This window comes from Sporosarcina sp. PTS2304 (assembly GCF_003351785.1).
GTDB lineage: Bacteria > Bacillota > Bacilli > Bacillales_A > Planococcaceae > Sporosarcina.
The window spans coordinates 2,484,897-2,506,273 of the sequence record NZ_CP031230.1 but is presented as its reverse complement, the minus strand read 5'-3'; the positions used below and the strand labels follow the sequence as shown (position 1 = coordinate 2,506,273).

The 21,377-nt window shown below is 39.5% G+C and carries 17 protein-coding genes and 5 tRNA genes; 16 read left to right on the top strand and 6 right to left on the bottom strand.

Going from position 1 to position 21,377, the window contains the following annotated elements; genetic code table 11:
• Positions 1-346: 346 nt before the first annotated feature.
• Entirely contained in the window at positions 347-1,012 is a 666-nt protein-coding gene (locus DV702_RS11970) for a polysaccharide deacetylase family protein (protein WP_114924966.1), read from the bottom strand.
• 179 nt (positions 1,013-1,191) lie between these two features.
• On the opposite strand from DV702_RS11970, the gene DV702_RS11965 reads away from it, so the two are divergent.
• From DV702_RS11965 to DV702_RS11900, 14 genes are all read left to right on the top strand, one after another.
• Positions 1,192-1,263 (top strand) — tRNA-Asn (locus DV702_RS11965).
• A 10-nt stretch (positions 1,264-1,273) separates the two neighbouring features.
• A tRNA-Thr gene (locus DV702_RS11960) sits at positions 1,274-1,346 on the top strand.
• Positions 1,347-1,359: 13 nt separating this feature from the next.
• Positions 1,360-1,434, top strand: a tRNA-Glu gene (locus tag DV702_RS11955).
• A 23-nt stretch (positions 1,435-1,457) separates the two neighbouring features.
• Positions 1,458-1,542 (top strand) — tRNA-Tyr (locus tag DV702_RS11950).
• A 44-nt stretch (positions 1,543-1,586) separates the two neighbouring features.
• Positions 1,587-1,661, top strand: a tRNA-Gln gene (locus DV702_RS11945).
• Positions 1,662-1,857: 196 nt separating this feature from the next.
• Positions 1,858-3,954, top strand: a complete 2,097-nt coding sequence (locus DV702_RS11940) for an EAL domain-containing protein (protein ID WP_114924965.1) — start codon at positions 1,858-1,860, stop codon at positions 3,952-3,954.
• Positions 3,955-3,981: 27 nt separating this feature from the next.
• Positions 3,982-4,887 (top strand): arginase, encoded by a 906-nt coding sequence (rocF, locus tag DV702_RS11935; protein WP_114924964.1) that lies wholly within the window; start codon positions 3,982-3,984, stop codon positions 4,885-4,887.
• A 177-nt stretch (positions 4,888-5,064) separates the two neighbouring features.
• Complete coding sequence (sigW, locus tag DV702_RS11930) at positions 5,065-5,628, top strand: RNA polymerase sigma factor SigW (protein ID WP_114924963.1); 564 nt, start codon at positions 5,065-5,067, stop codon at positions 5,626-5,628.
• A gap of 12 nt (positions 5,629-5,640) precedes the next feature.
• Positions 5,641-6,276, top strand: coding sequence for a zf-HC2 domain-containing protein (locus tag DV702_RS11925; RefSeq protein ID WP_114924962.1), 636 nt, complete (start codon positions 5,641-5,643; stop codon positions 6,274-6,276).
• 153 nt (positions 6,277-6,429) lie between these two features.
• Positions 6,430-7,266: a diadenylate cyclase CdaA gene (cdaA, locus tag DV702_RS11920; protein WP_114924961.1), complete on the top strand. Its 837-nt coding sequence runs from the start codon at positions 6,430-6,432 to the stop codon at positions 7,264-7,266.
• Entirely contained in the window at positions 7,259-8,203 is a 945-nt protein-coding gene (locus DV702_RS11915; protein ID WP_114924960.1) for a CdaR family protein, read from the top strand. The genes cdaA and DV702_RS11915 overlap by 8 nt, the downstream gene beginning before the upstream one ends.
• An 88-nt stretch (positions 8,204-8,291) precedes the next feature.
• Positions 8,292-9,641 (top strand): phosphoglucosamine mutase, encoded by a 1,350-nt coding sequence (gene glmM / locus DV702_RS11910; protein WP_114924959.1) that lies wholly within the window; start codon positions 8,292-8,294, stop codon positions 9,639-9,641.
• Between the two features lie 112 nt (positions 9,642-9,753).
• A complete protein-coding gene (locus DV702_RS11905; protein WP_114924958.1) occupies positions 9,754-11,373 on the top strand; it encodes a diguanylate cyclase in 1,620 nt (539 codons plus the stop codon).
• A 15-nt stretch (positions 11,374-11,388) separates the two neighbouring features.
• The gene (locus tag DV702_RS11900; protein ID WP_114924957.1) at positions 11,389-11,754 is read left to right on the top strand and encodes a response regulator transcription factor; all 366 of its coding nucleotides are present in this window, start codon (positions 11,389-11,391) and stop codon (positions 11,752-11,754) included.
• A gap of 560 nt (positions 11,755-12,314) precedes the next feature.
• Here DV702_RS11900 and DV702_RS11895 read toward each other — a convergent pair.
• Both DV702_RS11895 and DV702_RS11890 read right to left on the bottom strand, forming a co-directional pair.
• Complete coding sequence (locus tag DV702_RS11895; RefSeq protein WP_114924956.1) at positions 12,315-15,146, bottom strand: ATP-binding protein; 2,832 nt, start codon at positions 15,144-15,146, stop codon at positions 12,315-12,317.
• Positions 15,147-15,294: 148 nt separating this feature from the next.
• Positions 15,295-15,735 carry a YtoQ family protein gene (locus DV702_RS11890; RefSeq protein WP_114924955.1) on the bottom strand — a complete coding sequence of 147 codons (441 nt, stop codon included), beginning with the start codon at positions 15,733-15,735 and terminating at the stop codon, positions 15,295-15,297.
• A gap of 92 nt (positions 15,736-15,827) precedes the next feature.
• Between DV702_RS11890 and DV702_RS11885 the strand changes: the two genes are divergently transcribed.
• Together DV702_RS11885 and DV702_RS11880 are read left to right on the top strand one after the other, a co-directional pair.
• A complete protein-coding gene (locus DV702_RS11885; protein ID WP_114924954.1) occupies positions 15,828-16,022 on the top strand; it encodes a YwbE family protein in 195 nt (64 codons plus the stop codon).
• Between the two features lie 428 nt (positions 16,023-16,450).
• On the top strand, positions 16,451-17,125 hold the full coding sequence (locus tag DV702_RS11880) for a gluconate 2-dehydrogenase subunit 3 family protein (RefSeq protein WP_162805791.1): 675 nt from the start codon (positions 16,451-16,453) through the stop codon (positions 17,123-17,125).
• 58 nt (positions 17,126-17,183) lie between these two features.
• Here DV702_RS11880 and DV702_RS11875 read toward each other — a convergent pair whose 3' ends face one another.
• The 3 genes from DV702_RS11875 to DV702_RS11865 all read right to left on the bottom strand — a co-directional run bounded on the left by DV702_RS11875 (position 17,184) and on the right by DV702_RS11865 (position 21,310).
• A complete protein-coding gene (locus tag DV702_RS11875; RefSeq protein WP_114924952.1) occupies positions 17,184-17,507 on the bottom strand; it encodes a YbjQ family protein in 324 nt (107 codons plus the stop codon).
• A 436-nt stretch (positions 17,508-17,943) separates the two neighbouring features.
• Complete coding sequence (locus tag DV702_RS11870; RefSeq protein ID WP_114924951.1) at positions 17,944-18,942, bottom strand: NADPH:quinone oxidoreductase family protein; 999 nt, start codon at positions 18,940-18,942, stop codon at positions 17,944-17,946.
• A gap of 139 nt (positions 18,943-19,081) precedes the next feature.
• Positions 19,082-21,310 (bottom strand): S-layer homology domain-containing protein, encoded by a 2,229-nt coding sequence (locus DV702_RS11865; RefSeq protein ID WP_114924950.1) that lies wholly within the window; start codon positions 21,308-21,310, stop codon positions 19,082-19,084.
• Positions 21,311-21,377 lie beyond the last annotated feature (67 nt).

The following is a 21,377-nucleotide window of genomic DNA, read 5'->3' as shown; positions in this document are numbered from 1 at the left end:
TGACTTCTCCTTTGTCGTGCGGAAAAAGAGTGTACGTGTTAGGATTCTCCTGAGGAGAAAGCGTATCGTCTAGAAGCGTAAGCCGCAAGACGCTCCAAGTCAGCCTCACTCCATCCAACTGCTATAGTCAAATTCGTTTTAAACTAAATGAACGAAAGAATTATATATAATATGGTTAAGCAATAGGCTTGATGTACAATAATTGTTTATTGGGTAGTTACTTTTTAGGAAGTGGTTGTGCTAACTTTTGGATTTGCACTTCTGGAGGTTTCGTTTTCGACGGCTCAAGTAGACGCTGTGGAAAGTGTGCATTTTGGTAAGTGATGTTTGTTTCTTTGAGATAGTTTTATTTTGGAGCTTTTTTAGTTTTTATATGTGGCTGGAATAACAGGTCTTCGACAGACTGAAAGGTACGGTTAGATGACAGTCTTTCTAAATCGTGTAAATTTATGCGTTCTTTGCGATGATGAGGTACGGAAATGATTTCGCCTTCTTTTTTTACCGGTAAGTTGCCGCCCTTCCAGTGGATCGTTGAACCGAGTGCGTTGATTTCGAGTGTGCGTAATTGTTGAAGCAACAGTTGTGGGAATTGCTCATCTACGGTACGAAACCATAGTGGTTTTGTGTCAAATACTTCTTCAAACGCTTTTACTTGTTGGATGATGAATTCTGGATCTTGTTCGTACAGTGTTCCTTCTGCACCGAGTAATGCCACAGGGAATGATCGTTCTTTTATTTTCTCGACAAGTAGCGGAAAACGAGTGACCCAATCCATATCAACGAATAATAATGGGGGAGTGGGAGTGAGTTGGTCAAGAAGTTTGTCCACTTCTTGGTCACCGAATGAGATATCAACGGTCAATGCTGAACCTTGTACACCTCTTACTATGACAATAGGATCTTCAGTTAAACGAAAAACAGTTACAACTGAAGAGGAAGGCGTAAACAGTTGTGGTATAAATAATACACCACAAAAAGTTAGAATAAAAAGTAGTACAATTTTCTTTATCATAAAATTCTCCTCATTCATATAAATTATAAAGTACTATATGAAAAAAGACGTAACTATATGACGCGTCTAATAGACATTAAAAGAGTAGGTAAAGAATTAAAAAATAGTGGTTGCACGTGTTTTAAATACATGATATAATAGTTTTTGTCGTTAGGGATTAACACTAACGTTTGTATTATTCCGCAGTAGCTCAGTGGTAGAGCAATCGGCTGTTAACCGATCGGTCGTAAGTTCGAGTCTTACCTGCGGAGTCATTTTTTTGCTTCTATAGCTCAGCAGGTAGAGTGCTTCCATGGTAAGGAAGAGGTCGCCGGTTCGAGCCCGGCTAGAAGCTTCCTCACATAAATGGCCCCTTGGTCAAGCGGTTAAGACACCGCCCTTTCACGGCGGTATCACGGGTTCGAATCCCGTAGGGGTCACCAATTTCTATGAATACATATAACACGGTGGGGTAGCGAAGTGGCTAAACGCGGCGGACTGTAAATCCGCTCCCTCCGGGTTCGGCGGTTCGAATCCGTCCCCCACCACCATGTTTGTTTTACTAAGTAAATTTAATTTGTAACTAGCTGCACTTTGGGGTATAGCCAAGCGGTAAGGCAACGGACTTTGACTCCGTCACTCGTTGGTTCGAATCCAGCTACCCCAGCCATTTTATTAACACTTTATAGTAATTGTGTCGAATCCTTATTATTTTTAAAATAATGAAGGGTTTTTTTGTGTAGAAAATTGTAGAATTATGGGGAATAAAACGAAAAATCATGTATAATAATCAGTAGTATGTATAGATAAATTGGCTATCGATATATATATTAAAAATATGCTTACATAGGGATTGTGATATAAAAATGCAGGAATTTCTAAATGGCTTAGAGAAGTTTACTGGAAAAGATAGTGAAGAGGGATTGAAGAGAATCCTTGGTGATATCGCCTATACGCTAGAGCAGGCAGCTATCGTCTCCATTACTGATTCTCGCGGCATTATACAGTATGCCAATGAACATTTTGAAAAGCTGTCAAAATTCCCGTTGGAAGAACTGATCGGTGCCAAGCAAAGTATAGTCAATTCAGGCTATCATGACGCGTCATTTTTTAAAAATATGTGGGCTACTATAGGTAGAGGCGATACGTGGCGTGGTGATATTTGTAATCTTACAAAAGATGGCACGTACTATTGGGTAGATACTACAATTGTTCCATTTTTAAATGAAAGTAATAAACCGTATCAGTATGTCTCCATTCGTTATGACATTACTGAACGAAAATTAATGGAAGAGGAAATACGTAAAAGTGCGGAACTGTATGAGATTATTACAGCGAATGCGTCTGATTTTATAGCTATTATAGATCGAGAAGGTCAATTTAAATATGTATCCCCTTCCTTTGAGAAATTACTAGGATACGAGTTAAATAGTATGAGTGAAAATACCTTTTATTCATTAATTGACTCTAAAAACCGTCAAAAAGTGGAGAGAAGAGTGAAGCAATTCAAAGGCTATCATCGCCGAACGATGAGTCTGGAATTTACATTTCAAGATGTCGAAGGCGGTTCTCATGTGATGGAAGCTAAAATGAATGAAGTAAAAGACTCAATCGCTTATGTAGATAAGTTATTGGTTGTCATGCGTGATGTGACCGAACGTGTGAAGTCTGAGGAGAAAATCAGACATCTCGTATACAATGATCAGTTGACTTCTTTAATGAACCGCAACTCGTTCAGAGAACAACTGGCACTAGCTTTTGAACGGGCGCGTACAAGAAATCAAGTATTCGCTCTCGTTCATATGAACATTGACCGCTTGCGCTATGCAAATGATTTATTCGGCCACGAAGCAGGAGATTATTTACTGGCGATGGTAGGAGAAAGACTTAAGCACCGGACGGGTCCTGAAAGTTTGCTAGCGCGTATAGCGGGAGATGAATTTGCGTTTATAGTGACAGGTTTGACAGAGGAGTCAGAAATATTTAATTATGCTGAAGAAGTGAGGAAATACTTGGAGCAACCTATACAAATAGGGAGACAAACGTATAATTTATCTATCAGTTGCGGAATTTCTATTTACCCCGAACATGCGAATCAGCCATCGGAATTAGTTACGAAAGCTACACTGGCACTTGGTAAGGTTAAGTTGCGTGGTGGGGGCGATAGCGAGATGTATGAACACGGTACGTCTAAAATGTCGTTAGAACGTATTTTATTGGAAAATGAATTACGTAAAAGTGTGCAACAACAACATTTCTACTTGGAATATCAACCGAAAGTCTTCTTGGGCACAGGGGAATTGACTGGAGTAGAAGCGTTGGTTCGCTGGAAACACCCGGATTTAGGTATTATCCCTCCGATGAAGTTTATTCCGTTGGCTGAAGAGACGAAAATCATTGTTCCATTAGGTGAATGGATCTTACGTGAAGTGTGTAAACAGGCACAAGCAGAAATAGCTGAAGGATCCTTCTGCCGTTTTGCGGTGAACGTGTCTACTGTTCAGATTAAAGAAGACGGTTATGTGGACTCTGTCTTGAATATTATAAATGAATTCGGTATTCCAGCGGATATGCTTGAACTAGAGTTAACAGAGAGTTCATTTATGGACACAGAGGGTATGAAAGAAGAGATTCAAAAACTACGCAACGCAGGGTTGTCAGTAGCTATCGATGATTTTGGAACGGGCTATAGCACATTCAGTTATATAAAAGAACTGCCAGCTGATACGCTGAAGATCGATATGGCATTTGTAAGAGATATATTGGAAAATGAAAATAGTCAAGCGATCATAAAGGCGATAGTTACTCTCGCCGATACAGCAGGTTTAAATGTAGTGGCAGAAGGCATAGAAAAGAAAGAACAGGCAGATATGCTGTATAGTTTAGGCTGCCGAGAAGGACAAGGGTATTATTATGGACGTCCGACCATACTAGACGAAGCTAAACAACGAGTGGGAAAATAACATAGAGAATAGCTTGGAGGAATTACAATGCGTACATTAGATATTATGATGATTGGTGTACCGGTAGATCTAGGTCAAAGTCGACGAGGGGTAGATATGGGGCCAAGTGCCATTCGCTATGCGGGCGCGGTAGAACGGCTTGAATCATTAGGACACCGAGTGGAAGATTGCGGTAATATTGCTGTTTCACCTGTGCGTGAAAAAACAGATACGCAAAAGGGACTCAAAAATTTGTCGGAAGTAACTTCTGTATCAGAAGAACTGGCAACTGTCGTTTCGGACAGCGTAGCGAATAAAAAATTCCCATTAATTCTTGGGGGAGATCATAGTATCGCAATTGGAACACTGGCAGGACTGGCTGATCACTATTCCAATTTGGGCGTCATTTGGTACGATGCTCACGCAGATATGAATACGAGTGAAACATCACCATCAGGAAACATTCATGGGATGCCACTCGCGGTCAGTATTGGTCTAGGACATGATCAACTTGTCAATGTACACCGTGCGGGAGCAAAAATCGATCCGAAGAATATCGTCATTATTGGAGCGCGCGCACTGGATCCGGGAGAACGGCAATTGATTAAAGAAAAAGGCGTTACCGTATTTACTATGCATGAAATCGACCGCTATGGCATGTCTGCTGTTATTCAACAAACGCTTCAACATTTTGAAGATCGAAAAGTGGATGGCGTGCACTTATCGTTGGATTTAGATGGCTTAGATCCCCTATACACACCTGGTGTAGGAACGCCGGTGCCTGGTGGAATCACGTATAGAGAAAGTCATCTAGCGCTTGAGTTATTAGAAGATGCAGATGTCATTACGTCTGCTGAGTTTGTGGAAGTCAATCCTATTTTAGACGAGTATAACAAAACGGCTGATGTAGCAGTTGGTTTAATTGGTTCGTTGTTTGGGGAAAAATTATTATAATATTCAAAAGTGATAGTCGCTATATAGCGCTGTCACTTTTTTTGCATAACATTCCTATCTTTTAGGTGATAAAAAATGATAAAGTAGAATTGGACATAAAAAATATAAAAAATGAAACCAAATCACGAATGTAACGTATATAAAGGGACAGCCGCACAGAGCGGAGGATGAAGCCTATTGGATGAATTAATTACGAAACGAGTACAAGAAGTGTTAAATGGTAATCAAGAAGCCTTCGAGGAGATCGTCATTCATTTTCAACATCGTTTATATCAAGTATGTTACCGTATGCTAAATAACGCTGCGGAAGCCGAAGATATTGCACAGGAAGCATTTGTACGTGCGTATGTGAATTTAGAGACGTATGATCAAAAGCGAAAGTTTTCTACATGGCTGTATCGTATAGCCACAAACTTATGTATAGACAGAATCCGTAAGAAAAAACCAGACTACTATTTGGATGCGACAGTGCCAGGAACCGATGGGTTGGATATGTATTCACAACTAGCGACGAACCATCAGTTACCTGAAGAAGAAGTAGAGAAATTGGAAATGAAAGATCGAGTTCAATACGAAGTAAACAGGCTGCCCGATAAATACCGAACGATTATTATTTTGCGCTATATGGAAGACCTACAGTTGCAGGAAATTGCTGATATTTTAGAGATGCCTTTGGGAACTGTTAAAACCCGGGTGCATCGTGGAAGAGAAGCCCTTCGGCAACAAATGGGGAGTATGTAGGAGGTTGGATTCATGGAAAAATGTCCTAAGCATGTTGTCCATTATATACATTTATATTTAGATGGCGAAATAAGTGCAGAAGAAGAAACTCTTATGAATGATCATTTAATCACGTGTGAAGAGTGCCGAACTGTATTGGAAGAGCTAGAAGAAACGGTGTCATTATTCAAAGAGGTGGCAATTATAGAAGCGCCGCCAGGATTTGTTGACAGAGTAGCGCAAAGATTGTCTCAACCGACTATACGAAAAGGTCCTAAGAAATGGTTTCGTCAACATCCATTTATGGCAGCCGCCGCCTTATTCCTGCTCTTAATGAGTGCATCTTTCTTTTCGAGTTTTGAAAATGAACAGCAATTTTCATTTACAAAACAACCGAACATCATTGTTGAAGGCGAGACGGTTGTAGTGCCTGCAGGTGAAGTAGTAAAAGGAGATCTCGTAGTGAAAAATGGAAATCTGAGAATTGAAGGAGAAGTCGATGGTGACGTTACAGTAATCAGAGGTTCCAAGTATATGGCTTCTACTGCTGTTATTACGGGTTCGAGCGAAGAAGTGAATGAAGTTTTTGATTGGCTTTGGTATAAAATCAAAACTGTCGTAAAAGATGTTCTGCCGCCGTCCAAAGAGTCGAAAACAGAAGTGGATTAATATAAAAATAAAAATAAGTGATGCAAGCGGAAATGGCTTGTGCATCACTTTATTTGTGATTCCAAGTGTAGTATGCCGTTTCTGTAGGCATGTTAGCTTGTGATTATGCTATACTAAATAAATAAGAACATTTGTAAAAGGTAGGGGAAGCACATGCCAGGTTTGGAGCAAGTAACAACAATAGCACCGATAGAAATACTGAAGATTATAGTGGATGTGCTTCTTGTTTGGTTTGTACTCTATAAGTTAATTACTATAATTAAAGGTACAAAAGCCGTTCAACTACTAAAAGGGATTTTTGTCATTCTAATTGGACGATACATAACAGAATGGCTTGGAATGAAGACGCTTCAATGGATGATGGAAGAAATTCTTAACTGGGGTTTCTTGGCCGCTATCATTATATTCCAGCCAGAATTGCGTCGTGCGCTGGAACAGTTAGGAAGGGGTCGGCTGTTTGCTCGTACTGCCTTGCAGGAGGAGGAAGAACGCGATCGCTTAGTTAGTGCTTTTAGTAAATCAGTCAGTTATATGGCCAAACGTCGGATAGGGGCATTAATAACAATTGAAAAAGAAACCGGTTTAAGTGAATACATTGAAACAGGAATTTCTATGAATTCAGATATCTCATCTGAGTTACTGATCAATATTTTTATTCCAAACACTCCATTACATGACGGGGCAGTAATTGTCACTAAAAATCGCATAGCTGCAGCTGCTTGTTATTTGCCTTTATCGGAAAGTCCGTTTATCTCCAAAGAACTAGGTACCCGCCACCGAGCGGCATTGGGGATCAGTGAAGTAACGGATGCGGTAACGGTCATTGTATCGGAGGAAACAGGGGCAGTTAGCTTAGCCGTAGACGGGGAAATTAACCGTCATTTGGATATGGAAGAATTCGAAAAACTACTAAGAATTTCCTGGTTTGGCAGCGCAACTGACCAAGTGCAAACTTCTCGATGGAAATGGGGGAAGAGAAAAAATGGATAAATTTATGGACAACCCCTGGTTTTTACGACTGATTGCCTTGTTTCTAGCTGTCACACTGTTTTTTTCAGTAAAGTCAGAAGAACAATCGAATCGCAATACAGCAAATGATGTATTTGAACTTATCCAAGATGTACCTGTGGAAGTCTATTACGACACGGAAAACTTAGTAGTTACAGGCGCGCCAGAGATGGTGAATATGACAATCGAAGGACCTCCTAATATTGTACAGACCACAAAATTATTAAAGGATTTCACATTAAAGCTAGACTTGCAAAATTTAACATTAGGGGAACACACTGTGCGAATCCAAGTAGAGAACGTGTCAGATAAGTTAGATGTACGTTTGGATCCTGCCACAGTTCATATTACTATTGAAGAAAAAGTCACCCAAACGTTCCGTGTAGATCCGGAGATGAATACTCGACTTCTAGCGGAAGGGTTTGAAGTACGCAATATGGACGTGCAACCTTCTACTATTGAAGTAACGGGTGCGAAAAGCGTTATAAACGCTATTAGCTTTGTAAAAGTTTCTGCTACAGGTGATAATAATCTAAATAAGTCATTTGAGCAAAAAGCTAGGGTGCGTGTATTGGATCGTGACTTGAACAAGCTATCCGTTTTGATGGAGCCAGAAGAAGTAACGGTCAAGGTGGAAATTAAAGAATATAGTCGTGATATACCTGTGAAGTTGAGTCGTAAAGGAAAACCAGCAGACGGGGTAACGATTGAGAGTATAACAGCAGAAGATAAATTCATTCGTGTGTTTGGTACAAAGAATGTGATAGATGGGTTAAAGGAGATACCTGTAGAGGTGGATCTTTCAAAAGTAAGTACATCTGGAATTGTTGAAGTGGATGTCCAAAATCCCGAAGGCGCTAGCAAAACTACGCCGAGTAAAGTGAAAGTAAAAGTGAAAACATCTAGTGAATCCACTTAAAATCTATCAAACTAACTAATTATTACTGACAAAAAATCGATACACTATGTATGATCCAATTAGATGGAATCGAAAGGACGATTGAAACATGACAAAGTATTTTGGTACGGATGGCGTTCGAGGAGTAGCAAATACCGAACTTACGCCTGAATTAGCGTTTAAATTAGGAAGAATAGGCGGTTATTTATTTACTAAGGAAGTAGAAGGAAAAGCGGAAGTCCTCGTCGGTCGCGACACACGAATCTCTGGATCTATGCTTGAAAACTCTTTAATCGCAGGATTACTGTCCGTCGGTGTGGAAGTAATGACACTTGGCGTAATTAGTACGCCAGGCGTTGCGTATTTGACTCGTGTGATGAATGCACAAGCAGGAGTGATGATTTCCGCATCGCATAATCCGGTAGAAGACAATGGTATTAAATTTTTTGGTGAAGATGGCTTTAAATTAACAGATGCCCAAGAAGCAGAGTTTGAAGAATTGCTACACGCTGAAGAAGATACACTTCCGCGACCTACTGGCAAAGACGTAGGAACGATTACGGAATACTTCGAAGGTGGCCAAAAGTACATCCAATATTTGAAACAAATAGTGGACGAGGATTTTGAAGGAATTCATGTTGCCTTAGATTGCGCACATGGAGCGACTTCTGTCTTAGCCACTCACGTATTCGCAGACTTGGATGCAGACTTAACTACAATGGGTGCTTCCCCGAATGGTTTGAATATAAATGATCAAGTAGGGTCTACACATCCCGAAGCGCTTGCGGAGTTAGTAAAGCAAAAGAGTGCGGACATCGGACTGGCTTTCGATGGTGATGGAGATCGTTTAATCGCGGTTGATGAAAAAGGTACTATCGTTGATGGGGACCAAATCATGTATATTGTTGCACGTTATTTACATAGCAAAGGCCGTCTAAAGAGTGACACGGTAGTATCTACTGTCATGAGTAATCTTGGTTTTTATAAAGCATTAGAAGAAGTGGGTATAAAAAGCGTACAGACTGCGGTAGGTGATCGATACGTTGTAGAAGAAATGCGTAAAAATCAGTACAATTTAGGTGGAGAGCAATCGGGTCACATTATCTTCTTGGATTATAATACAACAGGCGACGGACTTCTTACAGCTTTGCAATTAGTGAATATTATGCAACAGACTGGTAAAAAGTTATCCGAATTAGCTAGTGATATGAAGATCTATCCTCAAGAATTAATAAATATACGTGTAGCCGATAAACACGCTGTCATGGACAACTTACGTATAGTGGGTGTCATCAATGAAGTAGAATCGGAAATGGCGGGACAAGGACGCGTGCTTGTAAGACCATCTGGTACCGAACCACTTGTACGCGTCATGGTAGAAGCATCTACAGAAGAACAATGCGCGGACTATGCTGAACGTATTTCACAAGTAGTGAAAGAAGAAATGGGTCTAGAATAAAAGATGGTAAAGCTGGATGTACTAATCGATAGTATCCAGCTTTCTTTCGTATAGATATACTAGAAATAGAAACCGATGGGAAGATGCTTCCGATGAACGGAGGGGGAAGAGGATGAGTCAAAAGAAATATCAAGATATGTTGGCGCAACGAACAGAAAATATATTTCAAGAGTGGGAAGTTCGTGGAAGTCTCACAGAACGTGAGCTGTACTATTTTCTTCATAAGTTGAAGGGAACGTCAGGAACTATTGGGTTACAGCAATTATCTCTTTTTTGTGCATCCCAACTAGAAATCTTAACATCATCCAATGATCAGAAAATACCTGTTTCCTCATTGGAAAACTTAAAAAACCGTATTCGTTCACACTTTGATGATTCAGCAGAAGTAAAAAAAGAAGAATTTCAATTACCAGATCGTTATGTGAACCGTCTCGATCAGGAGACATTTATCTTAATCATTGATGATGACTTGGACTTTGTCTCTTATTTAAAAGAATTACTTGAACAATTAGGGGCTCAAGTCATTATTTCTTTAAACGGCAAGAGAGGTATCGAACAGTTTTATTCCATGCGGCCGAGCGTCGTAATTGTGGATTACAAGCTTCCTGATATGTCAGGCTTTGAAGTTCTGGATCAAATTGCAGAGACCGCTAGACAGAAAAATACGACACTAGCTATATCATGTGAGCAACCTACGAAAGAACTTCAAATTGAAAGCTATGTGAGAGGTGCGATGGATTTTATTCCGAAACCTTTTGATATGGATGTGTTTTTTCCGTACTTATTTAATCGCCAGCAACGTCAAAAGGCAATTAGTAGCAGTATGATTACGGATAGTTTGACAGGTGTCGGAAATAGACGTTATTTTGATGAAATAATTAATAATTGGGCGAAAGCTGCCGACCAGGCAGGGACTGTATTTTCTCTTGTGATGGTGGACTTAGACCATTTTAAGCAAGTAAATGATTTATATGGACACCCAGCAGGCGATGAAGTTCTGAGGAAGTTCGGAGAGATCATTAAGGAAGAAAAACGAGAAGGCGATTACGTTTTTAGGTATGGAGGAGAAGAGTTTGCTTTTCTTCTAAATGATATTCATGCAGATGATTCTATTCATGTGGTAGAACGTGTACGCAAAAAGTTTAATGTGGTGGAGTTTACTTCTGGTGAGAATATATTCCACGTTACGTTTTCTGCAGGTAGCGCAACGTATGATGGAAAAACGGATGAACTGATCTCAGCGGCAGACCAGGCATTGTATCAAGCGAAAAGAAATGGACGAAACCAGACAGTGGTGTATGATCAGCATCGATTAGTCGTTCAACGAAAACTAATGGTAATTATTGTAGATGATGATTCATTTATCCGTCAAATTCTTCAGCAAACATTATTGGAATTAAAGTCACCGGATATGGAGATTACAGTTAAAACATATTCTGATGGACCTACATTTTTAGAAGATGATTGGTACACTCCAGATGACTATTTCATTGTGTTGCTAGATGGGGTAATGCCGAAAATGGATGGCTTGGAAGTGCTTAGCAGGCTGAAAAGTGATCATGCGAAAACGAACGTGACGGTGTCCATGATGACTGCGAGAAAGAGTGCGAATGATATTAAAGCTGCACTTTGGTTAGGCGCGGATGATTATATTATTAAACCATTCCAGCCTTCAGAAGTTCTAGGACGTATAGATAAGTTAGCGAATCGTTTATTTGATAAAAGGGAATAGAAGGGTGGATACGTATTGGGGTATACAGGAAAAAAGATTTTAATAGTAGACGATGAAGAAATTTTACGGATGTTGTTAGGTGATACTCTTGAGTTCGAAGGATTTCAAGTGGAAGAAGCAGAGGATGGGCGTGAAGGACTGCAGAAAATCCAAGAAAATTCGTATGATGCGGTGATTTTAGATTATATGATGCCTCATATGACAGGGTTAGAAGTGTTAGAACGTATGAAGCTATTGAATCTAGATGTGCCTGTAATTATGTTAACAGCAAAAGCGCAACAGGCAGATCGTGAAGATGCTATGAATATGGGTGCGAGTTATTTCATGCCTAAGCCATTCAGCCCCAATGAGCTAGTTACTTTGTTAAAGTCTTTATTTTAAAAAGAACGGGGCTGTCGAGAAAGTCAGTGAGAACTGAGTTTCTGTGACAGCCCTTTTTCTTATGAAACGAATAGAAGAATCCTCTCTTCGCCGTTCCTTTCCGTTCTAGGCGGACGCGTTCGGGAGGGGTCGCGGTGAACCGTACCTCTCCGCTAGCGCTACGCCGGACGACCTGATCCTCCCCGAGTCGCCGCCTGGAACGAAAATCCACTCGATATCTTGCTTCAAATAGGTACAAAAAAATCGCCCTTTCTAGTAGAATAAAGTTACCAAACCCACTCTACGAAAAGACGATTTTTTATGCACAATCCAAAGATTACTTACGAACAGTACACCACAGAACAACTCACTTTTTCTATAGAAGAACATACGGCATCGTTCCGTGGCCTTGAAAAGGTTCATACGGAGTTCGGAATCGTCGCACTGGTTCACAGTTGAAAGTAGTGGGCATCCGCCGGCTACTTTCAACTGTGAACGACTACAAACCAAAATCAGGCAGAGAAAAACGATTCGTTTTTCTCTGCCTGATTTATTTTAGGGACTTATTGGACAGCCCCTTTTTATGTGTTTTCAGGATATAATATTTTTCCATCCGTACGATTAATTGCTTGAAGGACTACGGAAGAAATATCATGAATCGGATAAGGTTTTGTCAAATAACCATTGATGTGAAACTTTTCGATTAGATGTGGTTCCTTCTCAATCGATGAAGAAATAATAATTGGAATAGCTGCAACTATTTCATGTGCTTTCATCTGTCTAATTAAATCCCAACCACTTTCATGATCAGATAGCTTTAAATCAACGACTACAGCAACAGGCAACATTTCTTCTATACAAGTAAATGCTTTATCTACTGTATCATGGTGAACGATTGAAAAGCCTTTTTCGCTCAGTTCTTCTCCCAGTAAGAGTGCGATATTGACATCATCTTCTACAATAATAATTAATGGCTTTTTATCATCGATTGAGTGATCAGGCAATTCTGGTTTAATCGGTAAAGAGAAGTATATGGTAGTGCCGACTTCTATTTCTGAGTCTACCCAGATCTCTCCATTATGATCTTTAATAATTTCTTTACAAATAGATAGACCGAGTCCCGTACCACCTATCTTTCTATTGAAGCTATTATCAAACCGGTAGAACTTCTCAAAAAGGTGTTCAATACGTTCTGCAGGAATTCCAATCCCTTCGTCTTCAATAGAGACAATCACTGAATCTTGTTGATTCAATAAAGTGACTTTTATATTACCACCGTCTGGTGAAAACTTTACAGCGTTATTCAATAAATTAGTGAAAACTTGGGTCAGCCGATCAGCGTCAGCTATAACAGTCGATGTGCATGTCAGATCATGCAAAGAAATATAGTGTTGGTCTGATTGAACAAGTAGTGCATCAATGGATTGTTTCGCAAGATCTGCTACGGATACTTCTTCCATCGAGTAGGTTTGACGTCCTGATTCCATCCGTTGAATATCAAGAAAATCATTGATTAGTGCGGTCAAACGATTAGCTTCACTGTGAATCGTTTCCAAATAACGCTTTTGACGATTTTCATCCATTTCTTTATTTAATAGTAACTCGGAGAAACCAAGAATACTCGAGAGTGGTGTTCGCAACTCATGACTTACTGTAGATACAAGCTCAGTTTTCATTCTGTCTACTTCATGTTCATGCGTAATATCTCGATGTACGAAAATCGTTCCTACTTTTTCGTCATTTATAATGACAGGGACGCTATAAACATTCATGAAACGTGAACTCTCGGATAATTTGTTAATACTATAAATTTTATGACCTAGCTCTCTATTGGCTGGATCAATCGTTTCTTCCAAGAAGGCTCTGTATTGGTCAGGGTCATCAATTTGACTTAAAAAGTATTCAACCCATTCATCGCGTGGCCACAATCTATCTTCTGTTTCGGGCTCCATTCCAAGTAATTCGAAGAGTGTAGCATTATATTTATCTTGTTCATCAATACAAGATACATAACGTATCCCTTCATTGATATTATCTAAAATGTTCTGATTTAATTGTCTTTCATGGCTGATCAATTCGTACTGTTCGATCCGGTCTAACGAAATGGCAATTCGCTTCAATAGACCGTATAAGTCCCCTTGGTCATCTTCAGTAAATGGTTTTCCAATTCGGGAAAGTATGGAGATGATAGTTAGTTCGTTTGAGGAGTTATAAATACCTGCTACAAAATCATAAACAAATGTGGTATTTTCCGCTATTCCTCTTTCGTAATCGGCCTCACGTTTAATAATAAAGTATGGTTCTGTCTCTAAACGAAGTTTAATATAGTCTAACCGTGCTCGTTTTATTTCGCTGAAATGTTCTTCAGATATTCCTTTTAATGAATGCGTATCACTTTTAGGAAACCAAATAAAACTCAAATCCGGCTGATACGTAGCATTCAAATAGTCAGACGTTTGGTTACATACTTCTTGTTTATCCAATGAAAAAGAAAGCAAGTGGCTTAATCCATTCATGCGCTCCAACCGAACGCGTGTAAAACGTGCTTCCGATAAAGCATACTCCATTTTTGTTTGTCGATTGAACAATTCATCTTGCTGAGTAATTAATTCTTCATTTTGTGAAAGTAATTCTTGCTCATCTGATTGGATGCGTTCCATCATTTTGTAAATGGCTTGTGATAATGCACCGATCTCATCTTCTCGTGTGAGTGGTTGGAATAGAATAGTGCCTTCTGCTTGATATTCATTTGCTGCCTGCGTAATATTTTCGACCGGACGTACTACTCTGTTCATCACATTCCATACCATATATATCGGAATGAGAAGAAAAGTGAAACCGAGTAAAGTAATAAGTAGGAAAAACACGTTTGTCTGCTTCTTTGTCTGGTCGTATGATTGTGTCAAACTTTTCTTCGTCTTCATATTATATTCATTTGCATATTGTATGAAGCGGTTGACGGATAGATTGGCCCCGCCTTTTGCTAAGTTACGAAGTCCTTCATAATCATTATTTTCAACAAACTGAACAGCTTTAGGTAATGTAGAATTTTCATATTCGATTAAATAGTTATCTATTTCACTGATGATTCTTCGTTCTTCAGCAGTGAGTGAAAGTGCATTGAACTCACGTGAATACGAATGGATATCTGATATTGCTTGGTAAGCGGCATTCAGTTCGCTTTCTATTTGAAATGAGTAATACCCACGTATTCTAAAGAATAAGTCCTGAACTGAATTTGAAATTTTTTCGACTAACTGAGCTTTTTCGAATGTTTCTTGTTGCTCCTCTTCCATTTCACTCCATGAACTTTTAACATAAGCATACATACTTCCCATACCGATTACTGCAATCAAGAGAGAAATAATAAATATATTTATATATTGTTGACGAATCCCTTTTTTACTCGACATCTAGTCGCTCCTTCCCACTTTACACCATATATCTATTCTATCATTTGTAGTAGAAAATGGGCAGAGTATATTCATGTGATTCCGCTAGAAGACTGAAAAGAGCAATATAAAGAAAGGGACTCGCTGTTATAGCGGAGTCCCTGGAAGCTCATTCAAAAATATAGTGTAATGCTTGAACCGCTTGTTCTACAGATTCCACGGTTACATGCGCTTTGCGTGATAGTTCTTTTAATGGATGATGATGCTTTTCTTGACGGATTATGATTAATGGTTTACCGAAAGCGACTGCAGCACTTGCGTCCATCGCAGTATTCCATTGTTTGTACTGTTCCCCAAACAACGCAATGACAACATCTGATTTTTTCATTAATAGTTCTGTTCGTAAGTTATTCAGGCTAGATGCTGCTACGTCTTTCAAAATAGTATCAGGTTGCTCCCCCAGTATTTCTTCCCCGATATGATCCGAACGATCATGGTCTTCCATCGGCCCAACAAAATCAATCGGCAACTGTAATTGCTTAACCTGTTGTTTAACTTCTTCTCGCCAAGGTGTGTGAATCTCCCCAGCTAAATATACTGTTAATCTCATAGAAACCCCTCCTATGCCATCCATTGTATCATGCTTGTCCGTTTCGTTCAGCAGTATGGTACACTAAATGAAAAAGAGGAGCGGATGTAAATATGAATGGACAGAACAGAGCGGATGTTACGTCTGGTTTACGTGTAGCGATTGTATTGAAGAAGGATCAACGAAGTGGAAAGAAAACAGAAGGAGTAGTTAAAGATTTATTAACAAATTCTAGTTTTCATCCTCACGGTATTAAAGTACGGCTGGAAGATGGGCAAGTTGGACGAGTGGCGGAGATTTTAGAGTAAGAGGGGAGAATCTTACCACGTACACTAACTCTACAACACCCCGTCAAGAACATCTCATTTTCAAAAACCAATTTCTTTGGATAAACAAGCTTGTTATTTTCTGTATGTTTGACAATCTGGCCAGTTTCTTGAGAAAGCAGATTTCCTATATCGCCATTTTATCAGTATGCTAGTGTGTATGCCGACGTAGCTGAATGAGAAACCATAACATGGATGGAACAACAAAAAGGAGAATGCCGATTCATATGCGAATTGCGACTCTGGGCGGCATGTTGTCTATCATTTCTACCCGTGTTTCGAATCTGTTAGGTGTAATTCACTGCGTTTTTTGTTTTCTAGTCTATTTCCTCGTACTCGTTCATAGGATAGAGTATGGACAACCGCTCAAACGAATTGTCTAAGCAAATTAGAGGAGATGAATGGTCAACATGCAAAACAAAAAAAGTAGAACTAGACGTAATAGGTTAACGACAACGGGGATCGCAACAGGGGCTTTAGTAGGGGGAGGCCTAATTGGTGGTCTAGTCGTATACAACAGTAGAAAGTCCAAAGAAGGTGTGAAAAAGGACAAGATTGAACAGGAAGTTGGGACGTACGGTCAAATGTTCTTTTCGAATATAGACGAGTTTAACACGCTATCAGCTGTCATTGAACGCATGTTTCCGGAATGTGAGATAGGCTCAGGCGTTTCTTACTTCATTGATAATCAATTGATAGGGAACTATGGAAGTGATGCAGAGAAGTTTACAGAAGATAGTGGTCTATCTCTTACTCGTGGAGAAATATTCCGACAAGGCATTAAGAAGTTAGAAGAAGAAGCGAACCAATTATTCGGCAAGCAGTTTGTTGAATTGGAAGAAGAGCAAATGGATCGAATCGTCGCGTTATTTCAAAAAAATGAAGTTGAGATGACAGGTGTCACATCGGAAGTGTTCGTTAATTTATTACGTTCAGCGGTAGTGAAAGGGATGAATGCAGATCCTACTATTAATGGTAAGTTGACTATAGAGGAATTGTCTGAAAATCCATCCTCTTTACGCGACGCAGTAGAAAGTGATAAAACTACTACAATTGAACGGCAACCGGTCGGTAGCGTGCGATGATATCAAAACGATAATGGAAGAAAGTGCATGAAGGCTATTCGCCGTCATGCACTTTCTTTCATTCCCCTTCACGATACGTAACTGCGGTACCGGTTGCAATGCACATCATCATGCCTTCGCGTACCATTTCGAAATCCAAGTCCACTCCGATTACTGCATTTGCTCCCAACGAACGGGCTTTTTGAGACATTTCCTCGATAGCTGTTTCGCGCGCTTCTGTCAATTTACTCTCATAAGCTGCACTTCGCCCGCCGACAATATCTGTAACAGATGCAAAGATGTCGCGTACGATATTTGCTCCCATAATCGTTTCCCCAGAGACAATTCCATAATATGTCTCTATCGTTCTCCCTTGTAACGTATTCGTCGTCGTGTGTAACATACGATCTCCTCCTTTTGTTTGTATATATACGTGAGTGCGCACTAGAAAGATTCAACATCTGAAATAATCTGTTGCCCAATTGTCGCAAAGAGAATATACAAATCTATTTTAAAAAATGAATCACAACTGCTATAAATGTACAAGAACACTTTAGAAAAGCCTTCTCAAAAGTATATTTGAGAAGGCTGTTTAAAGTTTCTATATAAAGTGGAAATATACGTATGGTTACTTAGATGAAGCGGAACAGAAAGAACGCTTACGAATTGACTATCTGCCTCGTAGTTATCTACCATGAGTTATAGACACACGATAGCTGTTTGAGCATCTTCGATAGGAAGTTCTTATAGCTTGTCTGATGAATCAGCAGCTATTTTCTTTCGCACCCAACGGCAACTAACTCAAAGACGAACAGAAATCTTCTTCCTAAAGAACTTCATCAGGAAACAAACGTCACAATCGTTCTTCCGCGTGCTTGACTCTCCAATAAAACAGGAAGAGCATTAGGCAGTTCATCCAGCGAAATCTCGTTTTGGACAAGTTGCTCCATATTTGAAAGCTTCAAGTCAGTTGCCAGTCGGTGCCAAACTTTTAGACGTGTTTCCATCGGACAATAAACGGAATCGATCCCTAAGAGATTGACGGATCGCAAAATAAATGGAAATACAGCAGTAGGAACGCTGGTACCTGCAGTCAAACCGCTCACTGCCACAGAACCACCGTATGCAATTTGACTTAAAAGGGAAGCTAGAGGTTCACCGCCTACAGGATCAACAGCTGCTGCCCATTTTTGCGTTCCAAGTGCACGAATCTTTCCATCATACACTTCTTCACGTGAAACAATAGACTGAGCGCCGATAGAGTGTAAGTAATCAATTTCGTCCGTTTTTCCTGTACTTGCTTCCACTTCATAACCGAGTGTGGATAAAAAAGAAACCGCGAAACTACCTACTCCACCTGTTGCGCCTGTGACGAGCACTTTCCCTTTTTCTTTGGAGAGGTTGTTCTCTTCAAGCCGTTGAATGGACAAAGCAGCTGTAAATCCTGCCGTTCCAATAATCATCGCCTCTTTTAATGTCAGACCTTTAGGCAAGGGGACGACCCAATCTGCACGAACTCGAGCGTATTCACTATATCCTCCAAAATGGGAAACACCAATTTCATAGCTAGTGGCAATCACTTCATCCCCTTCTACGAATCGCTTATCTGTTGAAGAAACTACCACACCTGCTAAATCAATACCAGGAACCATAGGGTAATTTTGGACGATGTTGCCGTTAGGAATAGCAGCTAAACTATCTTTGTAATTGATACCGGAATAGTGAACGCGAATAACAATGTCACTTTTAGGTAAATCCTCAAGTGAAAGATTACGTACTTCTACTGAAAATTCCTCTTCTTGTTTGTCTACTACAAGTGCACGAAATGATTGTATCATTGAAAATCTCCTCTCGTGATAAAATTACATACTTCTTATAGTAACGTAGTTATTTACATCATTCAAAAGGATATGCCTTTTCAAAATGATGGACAAAACACAATTCCTCATAACTTTATCACTGTCAATACGTAGTGAGTTATAAAGCGTCAGTAACTTCATCGCCTTTAGGTAAATACTTTAATAAACCGATATTCGTCAATCCATGTTTTATTTTTGTCGTATATCCTAACTTTTCATGCGATAAGAAATTTGCTTTTGAGATAATAAGTTGTTTCAGAGTCGGTAAGTAACTTGTATCGACTTGTTGCCATAGTTGATAAGAATCTATCAAATCTTCAAGCGTGAGATGTAAGTAGTCATCTCCTGCGAACGTTCGGTCAGGCGAGATACGGTACCAAATATCTCCGTTTTCACGAATCCATCGAGTTTTATCATAACTAATCGCTCGTTGAATACTACGGGCTGTTTGAAGATATTTTGAGTCGCCGAACTCTTGATAAGCCATGATCAGAATATTCATTCCTCCAAGCATATGATTCATGGAGGAATGTGTTGTGACTTGCTGATTGATCGGGAAATAATCCGCAATATAGTAAGCATCTCTTGTTACATTAATCGTGTTTCCTTTCCGCTTTTGCGACACGAGTAAATCAGCATACTTCCGCAATGGTTCGCTAGCCGATGGAATAGTAAATTCTTTTCCGACATTATAATAAAATAAAGCGATTTGTTCATTGAAACGAGTATCGATAAAAGGTGCATGGATATCGTATAGATGCTTCAAGTACGTACTCGTAACTTCTGTTTCCCAATACGCTTTGTCTTTTTTAAAATTAGTTAAATTTACAAATGAGTTATATATCAAGTCTTCGAAATAACGATCCTTTTGTTTGTGATACAACGTCAACGCACGATCTTCTTTTAGCATGAGCAGAGAACGACCGTAATTTTGGCCAGATGCTGGCATGGGTTCCGTAGATTCTGCCAATTTGTTGTAAGGACCTGTTGCTGTATACCAATTATTTCGCTTTCTATGATTTTGTCCGGTCTCTCGCATCCAATTGAAGATATTTTTTTTCGATTGAAATAGCTGTTGTTTTGAATCGACGTACCAGTGGTCAGTAACTTCATCTGCATTTGCTTGTAATGCGTAAACCGATAAAAAATTATTCCCCACCATTGCGTACGATAAGCTTTCCTGCTCGCTTATAAGTTCACGAGTAACACTTTGTTCATCATTATCGTAGCGCATTGATAATTCTTTCGATTGATAGGATTGACCAATCATTCGTTCTTGAACTGAACCGTCAGTAGTGATGATTCGCAAGACCCCTGTAGGATAGGAAGTTATATCGGCATTCACTGTATCCTTGTTCAAACGCATGATAGGATAGCGATCAAAGCGATATAAGTCGAAACTTGCTACATTTGTCTCCTTTTGTAGAACGTCTACTGTTACTGCTGTACTAGAAGGATTTCTTAATTCAGAGAAAACGAACACATCATCATTCGCAAACTCTCTGACGGTTAATGTAATCGTCGCTCCATCTTCTCCTACAGAATAGGTATACTCTTCGTCATGGGAAAAACCATAATCAATTCGTTTAAAATCTTTATATGTAATAGGCTCTTCAGAACGAATATATATGGGATGCGATTGAAATGGTACACTTCCGAGATAAAGAGATGCGTCACCTGTTCGGTAATTTACAGACTTTTTTACAGTAGACAATGTATACGTTTTGGGTTGTTTGATGCGATTTGTTTCTACTAATAAGTTGTGGAGAGCTTTTGAGAAAAACGCTCTTGTAGCTAATGGACTACCATATGTTAAAAATTCTTCGGTTGTCATATGATGAACTGTAGAAATAGTTTGCAATGTCACTTGGTCTCCACGAGCTGGCCAAACCTTAGGTAAGATGCTTCCTCCATGCTTTGTAAGTTTGAAAGCAATAGCCAATGTATCCCAAAGTTCTCGCTCCGTCATAGGATCTTCAAAGCCAAAAGTTCCTGGCGCAGCCATTTGAAGCCAATCATTTTCCAAAGCATTAGAGGCGAACAGAGTTTTGTCGGAGTTTGAGTTAATGTCAGTAAATCTAACAGGTTTATTTTGTAAAGTAGAACCGAAAATCTTAGATAAGGATACGGCTATTTGTCCTTTCGTTAAAGGTTCCTCAGGGTAGAATTGCATATCATAATCACCTGTGATGATTTTCATTTCATCTAATTGCATAATTTCATTTTTTGCCCAATGATCATCAGATACGTCAATGTATTTCGTATCTACTGTTTGGGCACTGACAGTATGTATGGAAAAGCAACATAGTAGCGTTGCAAGAACAATCATCGTATTCCATTTATTCAAATTGATAACCTCCACCGTAATGACGTTTCAAAACTATAGTATACCCTAAAAGACAACATAGGTAGTG

Bases quoted from the DNA above. Each gene is read 5' to 3' on its own strand.
- DV702_RS11970 (WP_114924966.1), bottom strand. From the start codon at position 1,012: ATGATAAAGAAAATTGTACTACTTTTTATTCTAACTTTTTGTGGTGTA.
- DV702_RS11940 (WP_114924965.1), top strand. From the start codon at position 1,858: ATGCAGGAATTTCTAAATGGCTTAGAGAAGTTTACTGGAAAAGATAGT.
- rocF (WP_114924964.1), top strand. From the start codon at position 3,982: ATGCGTACATTAGATATTATGATGATTGGTGTACCGGTAGATCTAGGT.
- DV702_RS11925 (WP_114924962.1), top strand. From the start codon at position 5,641: ATGGAAAAATGTCCTAAGCATGTTGTCCATTATATACATTTATATTTA.
- cdaA (WP_114924961.1), top strand. From the start codon at position 6,430: ATGCCAGGTTTGGAGCAAGTAACAACAATAGCACCGATAGAAATACTG.
- DV702_RS11915 (WP_114924960.1), top strand. From the start codon at position 7,259: ATGGATAAATTTATGGACAACCCCTGGTTTTTACGACTGATTGCCTTG.
- glmM (WP_114924959.1), top strand. From the start codon at position 8,292: ATGACAAAGTATTTTGGTACGGATGGCGTTCGAGGAGTAGCAAATACC.
- DV702_RS11905 (WP_114924958.1), top strand. From the start codon at position 9,754: ATGAGTCAAAAGAAATATCAAGATATGTTGGCGCAACGAACAGAAAAT.
- DV702_RS11895 (WP_114924956.1), bottom strand. From the start codon at position 15,146: ATGTCGAGTAAAAAAGGGATTCGTCAACAATATATAAATATATTTATT.
- DV702_RS11890 (WP_114924955.1), bottom strand. From the start codon at position 15,735: ATGAGATTAACAGTATATTTAGCTGGGGAGATTCACACACCTTGGCGA.
- DV702_RS11885 (WP_114924954.1), top strand. From the start codon at position 15,828: ATGAATGGACAGAACAGAGCGGATGTTACGTCTGGTTTACGTGTAGCG.
- DV702_RS11880 (WP_162805791.1), top strand. From the start codon at position 16,451: ATGCAAAACAAAAAAAGTAGAACTAGACGTAATAGGTTAACGACAACG.
- DV702_RS11875 (WP_114924952.1), bottom strand. From the start codon at position 17,507: ATGTTACACACGACGACGAATACGTTACAAGGGAGAACGATAGAGACA.
- DV702_RS11870 (WP_114924951.1), bottom strand. From the start codon at position 18,942: ATGATACAATCATTTCGTGCACTTGTAGTAGACAAACAAGAAGAGGAA.